General features: G+C 43.9%; 6 protein-coding genes and 1 pseudogene. 4 read left to right on the forward strand and 3 right to left on the reverse strand.

Going from position 1 to position 9,868, the window contains the following annotated elements; all coding sequences use genetic code 11:
• Positions 1 to 8: 8 nt before the first annotated feature.
• On the reverse strand, positions 9 to 1,100 hold the full coding sequence (locus H9653_RS09770; RefSeq protein ID WP_191692207.1) for a serine hydrolase: 1,092 nt from the start codon (positions 1,098 to 1,100) through the stop codon (positions 9 to 11).
• A 449-nt stretch (positions 1,101 to 1,549) separates the two neighbouring features.
• Between H9653_RS09770 and H9653_RS09775 the strand changes: the two genes are divergently transcribed.
• From H9653_RS09775 to H9653_RS12670, 4 genes and pseudogenes are all read left to right on the forward strand, one after another.
• A complete protein-coding gene (locus tag H9653_RS09775; RefSeq protein WP_102076814.1) occupies positions 1,550 to 2,185 on the forward strand; it encodes a response regulator in 636 nt (211 codons plus the stop codon).
• A 120-nt stretch (positions 2,186 to 2,305) separates the two neighbouring features.
• Positions 2,306 to 2,503, forward strand: coding sequence for a hypothetical protein (locus H9653_RS12540; protein ID WP_225211705.1), 198 nt, complete (start codon positions 2,306 to 2,308; stop codon positions 2,501 to 2,503).
• A gap of 54 nt (positions 2,504 to 2,557) precedes the next feature.
• Positions 2,558 to 4,141 carry a sensor histidine kinase gene (locus H9653_RS09780; protein WP_318242168.1) on the forward strand — a complete coding sequence of 528 codons (1,584 nt, stop codon included), beginning with the start codon at positions 2,558 to 2,560 and terminating at the stop codon, positions 4,139 to 4,141.
• Between the two features lie 34 nt (positions 4,142 to 4,175).
• A pseudogene (locus H9653_RS12670) lies at positions 4,176 to 5,901 on the forward strand (sigma 54-interacting transcriptional regulator).
• A gap of 69 nt (positions 5,902 to 5,970) precedes the next feature.
• Here the strand turns inward: H9653_RS12670 and H9653_RS09790 are convergent.
• Both H9653_RS09790 and gpmI read right to left on the reverse strand, forming a co-directional pair.
• Positions 5,971 to 7,653 (reverse strand): S41 family peptidase, encoded by a 1,683-nt coding sequence (locus tag H9653_RS09790; protein ID WP_225211706.1) that lies wholly within the window; start codon positions 7,651 to 7,653, stop codon positions 5,971 to 5,973.
• Positions 7,654 to 7,947: 294 nt separating this feature from the next.
• Positions 7,948 to 9,606 carry a 2,3-bisphosphoglycerate-independent phosphoglycerate mutase gene (gpmI, locus tag H9653_RS09795; protein ID WP_191692209.1) on the reverse strand — a complete coding sequence of 553 codons (1,659 nt, stop codon included), beginning with the start codon at positions 9,604 to 9,606 and terminating at the stop codon, positions 7,948 to 7,950.
• Positions 9,607 to 9,868: the final 262 nt, after the last annotated feature.

Consider the following 9,868-nt stretch of genomic DNA (forward strand, 5'->3'; position numbering starts at 1 on the left):
TAGCACGCTTATACGGTACGGCGAGTCGCCAAACTGTTTAAGATATTTTTCGCATCACCCCAACGCGTCGCTGAACTGTTTGCGCCCAAAATCACGATAATCGCTGGACGGTTATTAACGCGGGTTTCCATCACCACGCAGCGCCCTGCTTCATTGATAAAGCCAGTTTTTGAGATACCGATTGGGTAGCTACCATCACGCACTAAGCTGCTGGTATTGTTAGCTTTATAGGTACGGTTGCCGCTTGAGTAGTTAGAGACATAAAAGTCATAGCTTTTGGTGGTCGAAAAACGACGAATGACATCGTAGTTGCCAGCTGCACGTACCATTTTAACGAGATCATTTGATGAAGCGACGTTACGCTTATCAAGACCCGTTGGGTCACCGAAGTAAGCGGTGGTCATGCCCAAGTCTTGAGCTTTACGGTTCATAGCGCGTATAAAGGCACTATAACCACCTGGATAGTTACGCGCCAGACTCTTTGCGGCTGGGTTTTCTGACTTCATCAAGGCCATGAGTAGCATTTCGGCACGGTTGAGACGATCTCCTACTTTTAGACGAGAGCTTGCGCGTTTGGGGCCGACGAAGTCTTCTGCGTCTAAGATAATCTCTTCACGCATATCCAGACCGGCATCTAGTACCACCATCGCGGTCATGACCTTGGTGATACTGGCCATTGGACGGGCAATATCCGCGTCTTTTTCGTAGATAGATTCGCCGGTTTCAGCATCGATGACCACAACACTGCGCGAATCGGTACTGATCGGAATCATACTACCGCTGTTAAAACCACCACGATAAGCGGTGTTATAGCTGTTGGTATTATTGAAGCTATTATTGCTGCTACCAAAACTGTGTGCATTAGTAATATTGGTGGCGCCGTAGCCATTGTCTACTTTTTTAATCGCCGAGCTATTACTGCTGTTGTACATGATTTTACGCGCTTCAGATAAGCTATCGGCACCGCCCCAGCTCACACGAGCACTAGACTCAGAGCCAGAACTACCATTAATGGTAAGCGCCGCTTGTGCAACACTGCCCAAACTCAATGAAATCAGAGCAGCGATTAATTGCTGTTTGGTTAATGGTAGTTGCTTCATTATGCCTCCTGCAGCCGCGCTGCCATTAGTTAGAAAATTAGTTACATACTAACTAACACCAACAACGTACGTAGCGTTTGTGGTTGTGTTTGTAGATACTCGCATAGAGTTTTTGTATTTTTAGTGTATCATGGTTTGCATTTAAGTTTAATCTACTAAATCAATTAGATGTCGTTTTTTGACCACATTCAAATTTTACTACATTTAATTTATATTGCAGCAATATTAATTAACAATGGCGCAATATAGCATTAAATTTAAGCTTATAAGGGCACAATTGCAAAGTTCCTATAAAAGTATGCTGCTTAATATAAGGGAATTTTTAAGTTTACATATTTTAGTCAATAAATTTATAGCAGCTGACATTTATAATAAGACAGTAAAATCATTTAGATAGTTTAAGTTTAACAGTGCACCCTTTATTCTGACCAATAGAAAAGAGTATAACTATGATTCGAGTACTAGTAGTAGATGATCATGATTTGGTGCGAATGGGCATTAGCCGCATGTTGGCAGATAGTGCCGATATAGAAGTCGTCGGTGAAGCGGATAGTGGCGATATGGCGATTAAATTGGCAAAACAGCTGCGTCCGGATGTGATATTGCTCGATGTCAATATGCCCAATATTGGCGGCCTCGAAGCCACCAAACGCCTCATCCAGCTTGATATGGGCTTTAAGATTTTGGCCGTGAGTAGCATGTCAGCGCAGCCTTATCCGTCAATGCTTATTAAAGCGGGTGTCAATGGTTATATTACCAAAGGGACGCCGCTTGACGAGATGATACGCGCGGTGAAAAAAGTCTATCAGGGCGGGCGTTACTTTAGCCAAGACGTTGCTGAGCAATTGGCGGATGTCTTGTTATCTGATAATGCCAGCTCACCTTTTGACTTATTAAGTGACCGTGAAAAACAGGTCGCCATGATGGTGGTGAATTGCCAAAGCCCGCAGCAAATCGCCGACCAGTTATTTGTCAGTGTCAAAACCATCAATACTTATCGTTACCGCATTTATGAAAAAGTCGGTGTCGATAGCGATGTAAAGCTGACCCATTTGGCCATTCGCCATGGGCTTATCCAACCGTAAGTCGCTATGCGCATGCATTTTAGGCGTCTTTTCTTTTATGACGATTAATTTTTAAAGCCTATAGAAATACCGAAACCCTTAACGCCTATGAAATCTTTAAAGTCTGCGCCGTCGAAACCTATGAATTCTATTAGTAGAGTTATAGCCGCTATTACGGATTATTTTCAGCGAGATGACACCTTACCTTTGCCGCAGCTGCGCAGGTTGGGTTTGATTTATAGCAGCTATCGCTTTGTCGTCAGCCTATTTTCTATGCTGATGGTGTATATCACAGCGCGCGCTAGCGATGGTTCATCATTACCAAGTTTTTTGCAGTAAACCGCGCTCAGTTTTTATGTCCTTTTAAGCTTAATTTTATTGGGTTTATTTTATGTGGTGACCAAGCATCCACGGCAACAGCTGGCGTTTGGTTTAGCGGTAGACGTCATTATTTTAAGCTTACTGCTCTATACCGCTGGCGCGCCTGATTTGCAGTTGACCATGCTGTATATGGTGGTGGTTGCCGCCAGCTTTATGCTGCTTCATAGCTCGCAAGCGCTGATTATTACTTTACTGGCGATTATTTTCGTTATCTATCAGCAGTTTTTTTATGCGATTGCCAATAGCATGAATTTGGCAAATTTAGGCGATGCGCTCCTGATGTCAGCCAGCTTTTTGGCAGTCGGCGGTTTGAGTTGGTCAATCTCGCAGCGCTTGGTACAAGTTGAGAAAGTAGCGGCCCGCCACGCCAAAGAAGTCGAACGCTTAAACGTTATCAATCAAGAAGTCATCACCCAAATGGCCAACGGTGTCATCGTCATCGATTGTGAACAAGTGGTTTTAGCCAACCTTTCGGCTTATCAATTACTGAGTATTCCAAATGCTACGGCAATGGATGCAGAGTATGTTGAGACAAATGCTGCGCTAAGTAGCTCGCCAAACAGCTTGTTAAACAATTCTTTAAACAGCCATGCGAACAACTCTTCAAATAATATTAAAAATCATATTGCAAACAAACCACTCGCCGACTTTCAGCAGCAGCTTCGCGCGCAACATCTACAATTATTTGAAGCTTGCTTATCGATAGAGACGGGACAATCTCGCAGTTTTATTTATGAGTTGCCAGCTACTGCCAATGCCTCTGTCTTTGGTAAGCTTCGCGTTGAAATTATCCCGCTAAAAAATGACAGTAAGCTTGTCATTTTAGAAGATTTACGCCGCGAACAAGCCAGCGCCCAACAGTTAAAACTGGCCTCACTCGGGCAACTGACCGCCAGTATTGCTCATGAAATAAGAAACCCTTTAGCCGCTATCTCGCAAGCCAGTCAACTACTGATAGAAGATATTGAAGAAAGTCAGGCCATAGAGAGTACAAGCGCAAACGTTGCCTTGGCTGGCAATCATGAGCTTTATAAAATGATATTCACGCAAACAAAGCGCGTTAATCGTATTATTGAAGACGTTTTAAAGCTCTCTCGCCAGCAGACCGCCAACCAGCAAATGATTGCCCTTGCCGACTGGATGCCAGAATTTTTGACAAACTATTTTCAAGGTCACGATGTTTTTTTACACAGTCATGCGCAGCCGACCATCTCCTTTGATCCGCATCAATTAGAGCAAATTTTTATCAATTTAATTAACAATGGCTTACGTCATAGCAGTTATGCTCACCCTCATGCCGTTGTGGAAATCGAGATTTATTGTGCCGACAACGATGTTATAATTGATGTATTGGACGATGGCACAGGTGTAAGCACGGCAGACTTAACCCACCTGTTCAATCCATTTTTTACCACTGATAAGGCGGGTACGGGTTTAGGCTTGTATTTATCGCAAGCATTTTGTGAAGCCAACCATGCGCGCCTACTTTATATTCCAGAGCACAAAAAGACTTGTTTTCTTTTGATTGCGCCTGCTATTGACAACGCGGCCATTGATAATGAAGCAGTTGAAAACTTAGATAAAACCTATTTTTAATGCCTTGCAATATTTTAAGACAATGAGATGATGTATGACCACAACCGCGCTAGTCGTTGATGATGAAGTAGATTTATGCCGCTTGATGCAAATTACCTTAACCAAGATGGGCATCAAAAGCGATGTGGCTTATACCTTATCGCAAGCCAAAACCTATTGGCAAGCAAACGACTATGACTTTTGTCTAACCGATTTAAAACTCCCTGATGGGTCAGGCTTAGAGTTGGTTAAGCATATTAGCAGCAGTTCAAGTACGCCCATTGCCGTGATTACCGCGCATGGCAGCATGGATTTGGCGATTGAAGCGTTAAAGCTGGGCGCTTTTGATTTTGTTAATAAGCCGCTTGAGCTGCCGCGCCTGCGACAATTGGTCGAAAATGCACTCAAGGTTATTCATCAAGATAACGCCGCAAAGTCAACGCCTGAGCGCTCACCTGAGCAGCAAATGCTCGATAGCCGTCTCATTGGCGACTCAGCTGTCATGCACCCGCTAAAAAGTACCATTTTAAAATTAGCACGCTCACAAGCGCCAGTTTTTTTTATCGGGGGCATCGGGCACTGGTAAAGAAGTGGTTGCGCGCTTAATCCATGACTTAAGTCCGCGCCGTGATGGCAGCTTTGTACCAGTCAACTGCGGCGCGATTCCATCAGAACTGATGGAGTCAGAATTTTTTGGTCATAAAAAAGGCAGCTTTACTGGCGCTGTCGTCGATAAGCAAGGACTGTTTCAACAGGCTAATGGCGGCACGCTATTTTTAGATGAGGTCGCCGATCTGCCACTAGCGATGCAGGTCAAATTACTGCGCGCCATTCAAGAAAAAACTGTGCGTGCAATCGGCGATACCAAAGAAGTGCCAGTTGATATTCGTATCCTATCAGCGACGCATAAAGATTTAAATCAGCTGGTACATGCAGGTAGTTTTCGCCAAGATTTATATTACCGCATCAATGTCATTGAGCTTAAACTACCGACGCTTAACGCAAGACGTGATGATATACCGGTATTGGCCAAGCACTTTTTGACCTTAATTGCCGACGAATGGCAATTGGAGTCGCCGCCAACGCTGACCGATGCTGCTTGCGCGCGCCTACAACATCACGACTTTGCGGGTAACGTACGCGAATTACGTAATATCCTTGAACGCGCGATAACCTTAGCGGAGACATCCACTATTGATGCGAGTCATTTAGGCTTAGCTAATTTTGACAATCAACAATTAGAGAACGCGCAAGAAGCTATTGCAGAAGTAGAGCAAAATAACAACGCTGACAAAGCGACCCTTTCGAGCAATGCTATTTTAGATAAAAGTGAAAGCTTGGGAGCGCAATCTATAAAAGATAATGTGGTAAAAAATAACGTAGAAGCCGTAGAAAAAGACAGCCCGCAACAAGCAAAAGCTACTATATCTCCTTATCGCACCATTACGCAGCACTATCCTTCAATGAATGCGCACGCTGCAGCCAGTCCTACAGCACAACTTGATAAAACAGCACCTAGCGCTATGTCAGAACCATTAAGCAATGAAGCTAATGAGCAAGAGAAATTAGATAAATCAATAAAAGAAGAAGTTGTCGCTGGTCAATTACCTGCCCAAGGCTTAGAGCATTATTTGCAAGAGCAGGAAAGGCAGCTGATTATTACCGCCCTTAAACAGACAAACTGGAATAAGACCCAAGCTGCTGAATTGTTGGGCACCACTTTCCGCTCGTTACGCTATCGTATGTCAAAGCTTGGAATTGCTGAAAACCAGTCTGAATAATATATAAGCGCTAACCATAAGACGATAATTAAATCAGTTCGAAAAGTCTCAGTTTAAATGCTAACGAAATTAGGGCTTGGCTTTAACAGTCGGCTTTTCAGTCACGTGCTCGATGATTGTATTGTTTTGAGTCACTTTATTTTTAACAACTTTAGTATTAGTGTCATCTTGATTAGGAACGTTTGCTGCTTGAGATTTTCGTACAAAGCGAACACCCGACGGCAGGGCTTTTTGCCTGAGTAAATCAAGCGCCTGTTGCTCCCACGTACTTTCATTTCCTGTTAAAGTCACATCAGGCGCTACCCCAACCCCATCTATTTTCTTACCCGAAGCGGTCATGTAATGAGCAACCGTCAGCTTCACCGCTTGCTCGTCATTCAGCGGTATCACGGACTGCACCGAACCTTTACCATAGCTGACCTCGCCTAAAATAGTCGCGCGTTTTTGCGCTTGCAAACTACTGGCTAAGACCTCAGCCGCTGAAGCAGAATAACGATTTTGCAACACCACAACTGGCATAGTATCTAATAACGCTGCACCTTGCGTCGATAGTGTGCGTGAGTCGCTTTGACGACCTTTGACTTGTACCACATCGGTATTGGTCATAAATAAGCTGGCAACGCTTACCGCTGACGCCAATACACCGCCTGGGTTGTCACGCATGTCTAATAAAACGCCCTTAACAGGCGCGTCCAAATCAATTAACCCTTGTAACAGCTTTTCACGGCTATTGTTTTGAAAGGCGGGTAATCTAACAATAGCCATTCCATCTACCAGGCGCGTTTCAATAACTTGTGGATGGTTGTGATTACGCTGTAAAGTCGTGGTATGTTTACGCCGGCCTGCTTTTGATGTCACCACATCTACTTGGGTACCTGCAATGCCCGTTAGCAATTGCTCAATGTCATTACTTTCTTCGTCTTCGCCAAGTTTAAACTCGTCTACTTGGTGCAAATAATCACCAACGGCAATGCCTTTTTTATCAGCAGGCGAGCCATCAACCACCTCAGTAATCACCCAATAGCCTACTTTAGGCTGATACTGCACCTTGATACCGATATCGCCGACGTCGCCTTCAGTAAAAGCGCGCAGATTCTCATAAGCTTCTGCATCCAAAAACTCAGCGTGGCTATCAAGCTTGGTCAACATCCCGCTCATGGCGTTGCTAAATAACTCTTCGTCATTGACTGTATCCACATATTCACGGCGTACCAAATCAACGACGGCCACAAAGGTTTTGAGCGTTTCAGGCGAAATGGCCTTTAACGATACTTGCGCAACTTCAGCGGGAATATCGGTATTTATCACGTCTGACTCGTCATTTAGCGCGCTTTCATCAGCGACAGCATCTATCGAGTCATCGACTTGATCGGCAGATTCGAGCATATCAGCGATATCTGATAAATCGTCGGCGCTATTAGCTTGCTCGTCATTATTTAAGGATACATCGTCGTCGTTAAGTCCAATCAATTGCAAGCTTGCCGTGGGATTTTTGCCAGTATTATTGATTTTTTGATTATCATTGGTAGCAGCCTGTGCTGGCATATTGACCACACCTAGCCCTACTACACTGCTTATAAGAGCGGGTTTTAATAGCTGAGAGCCGATTAACTTGACATTAAAAGACTTCATTTTAAAAGTTTTAGAACCAATAAATTTAGAAGCAATAGATTTAGAATCAACAGGCAATGGCATGATGATATTTCTCAAGCTTTTAGACAGCAATAAGGATAAAGGGCGAATTGGACGCATAATAAATTACTCAAAGAAAGGATTTGGTTATTATTTTTATAACTTTTGGATTATATGGATATTTATGATTATAAAGTTATTCATGAACAATGTCGTCTAAAATAACACTGCGCTTCTACCTAAGACTAGGACAGTATTGCAAGTAACTTAAACAATATGTATCAAGCAAAATGCGGGGATGCGAAAAAAAAATGCAAAAAAAGGGAAAGACACTCAATATCTTTCCCTTTTTACAAAACCCCATAGCTTTAGCAGTAGTAATAGACTGCTAAATGATCCTATTAAATGTCTAGTTTATGTAGCCGAAAGCAGTAAGTTTTTACCGGTCATCTCATCTGGCTGTTCGATATCCATTAATGCCAAAATCGTAGGCGCGATATCACTAAGCTTACCGCCGCTACGTACTTTTACGGCTTTCTCACCAATATAAATCAATGGCACCAGCTCAGTGGTATGCTGCGTATGTACTTGGCCGCTTTCGTAGTCTTGCATCTGCTCACAGTTGCCATGGTCAGCGGTGATCAGCATGTCGCCACCCGCAGCGCGTACCGCTTCTTCTAAACGACCAATGCACACATCCAACGCCTCTACCGCTTTGACAGCAGCTTCAAAGACACCTGTATGCCCGACCATATCGCCGTTGGCATAATTAACCACCAACACATCATATTTACCAGATTCGATAGCAGCGACCAGCTCATCGGTCACTTCAGGCGCGCTCATTTCTGGCTGTAAATCATAAGTAGCAACATCAGGCGATGGCACTAAAATCCGAGTCTCGCCTTCATATTCATCTTCGCGGCCGCCGCTAAAAAAAAAGGTCACGTGCGCATATTTTTCAGTTTCAGCGATACGTAGCTGGGTTTTACCTTTATCTTGTAGATACTCGCCAAGCGTGTTGGTCAAAGACGCTGGATAATAGGCAATACTGGTTTTTGGATTGTCCGCTAGCACGTCAGAGTATTTGGTCAACATCACAAAAGCGGCAAGCTTTGGTTGCTTATGACGGGCAAAACCAGAAAACTCATGATCTGGCAGCACAAAGGCTTGCGCAAGCTCACGGGCACGGTCAGCGCGGAAGTTCATAAAGATAAGTGCATCATTGTCATCGACGGTATAAGGCACTTCGTCGCGACCAATCACCACCGTTGGATTGATAAATTCATCGGTTTCGCGTGCTTTATACGCCGCTTGTATGGCGCCATCGGCACGTGTTGCTAAGCGGTCGGCTTTACCTTCGGTGATAAGCTCATAGGCTTTTTGCACACGGTCCCAGCGATTGTCACGATCCATTGCATAATAGCGCCCAATAATACTGGCAATTTGCACGCGGCCACCTTCGTAATGGTCATTGAGCTTAGCAATATGATCGCGTAAGCGGTTGATGTACTTATCAGCAGATTTTGGCGGGGTATCGCGGCCGTCTAAAAAACAATGCACAAAGACATTTTTAGCACCGTGTACCAATGCCGAATGACACATAGCCTCGATATGGTCTTGATGCGAGTGCACGCCGCCATCAGACAACAATCCCATAATATGCACATTACCACCGAGCTTATTTGCCGCTTTCACCGCATTAACCAGTGCTTCGTTTTTATAGAACTCACGATTGGCGACTTCGTTTGAGATACGAGTGGAGTCTTGATAAAGCACGCGGCCGGCGCCCAAATTCATATGGCCAACCTCTGAGTTACCAAACTGACCATCTGGCAGACCGACATCTTCTCCTGAAGCCGATATCAATCCATGCGGATATTGCTGATAAATCTTATCCAAATTTGGCATATGGGCGGCAGCAATCGCATTATCCTTATCGTCTTCACGATGCCCAAAACCATCTAATATCATTAAGACATGGGGCACTTTTTTATTTTGCTCGCTATCTTGCTTATTATTGAGCTGAGCCTGACTATCGTCGATAATTTCTGCTTGTTGCTGGTTATGGGTCATGGATTACCGCTCCTCAAGTGAATGAACGCCTAGAATGCTATCTTAGGATGTTTACAGTCCTCTATATTAACACATATCTCAAAATAGCTGAAAAATCGCCCTTTTAAGCCATATTTATGCCCTTAAAAATTCTGTCATTTCATGGTAGATAAAGTAAATACTCAACATCATTCATGCTGCTCATTAACCGTTCCAAAAATCTTACTCAAACCTAGCCAATATTGACTATTAGATAGGTTTGACGTTTTCTTTCTGCTTCATT

This window comes from Psychrobacter communis, assembly GCF_014836505.1.
GTDB lineage: Bacteria > Pseudomonadota > Gammaproteobacteria > Pseudomonadales > Moraxellaceae > Psychrobacter > Psychrobacter faecalis.

Coding starts and splice junctions, on each gene's coding strand:
- H9653_RS12540 (WP_225211705.1), top strand. CDS start 2,306: ATGAATTCTATTAGTAGAGTTATAGCCGCTATTACGGATTATTTTCAG.
- H9653_RS09790 (WP_225211706.1), bottom strand. CDS start 7,653: ATGCGTCCAATTCGCCCTTTATCCTTATTGCTGTCTAAAAGCTTGAGA.
- H9653_RS09770 (WP_191692207.1), bottom strand. CDS start 1,100: ATGAAGCAACTACCATTAACCAAACAGCAATTAATCGCTGCTCTGATT.
- H9653_RS09775 (WP_102076814.1), top strand. CDS start 1,550: ATGATTCGAGTACTAGTAGTAGATGATCATGATTTGGTGCGAATGGGC.
- gpmI (WP_191692209.1), bottom strand. CDS start 9,606: ATGACCCATAACCAGCAACAAGCAGAAATTATCGACGATAGTCAGGCT.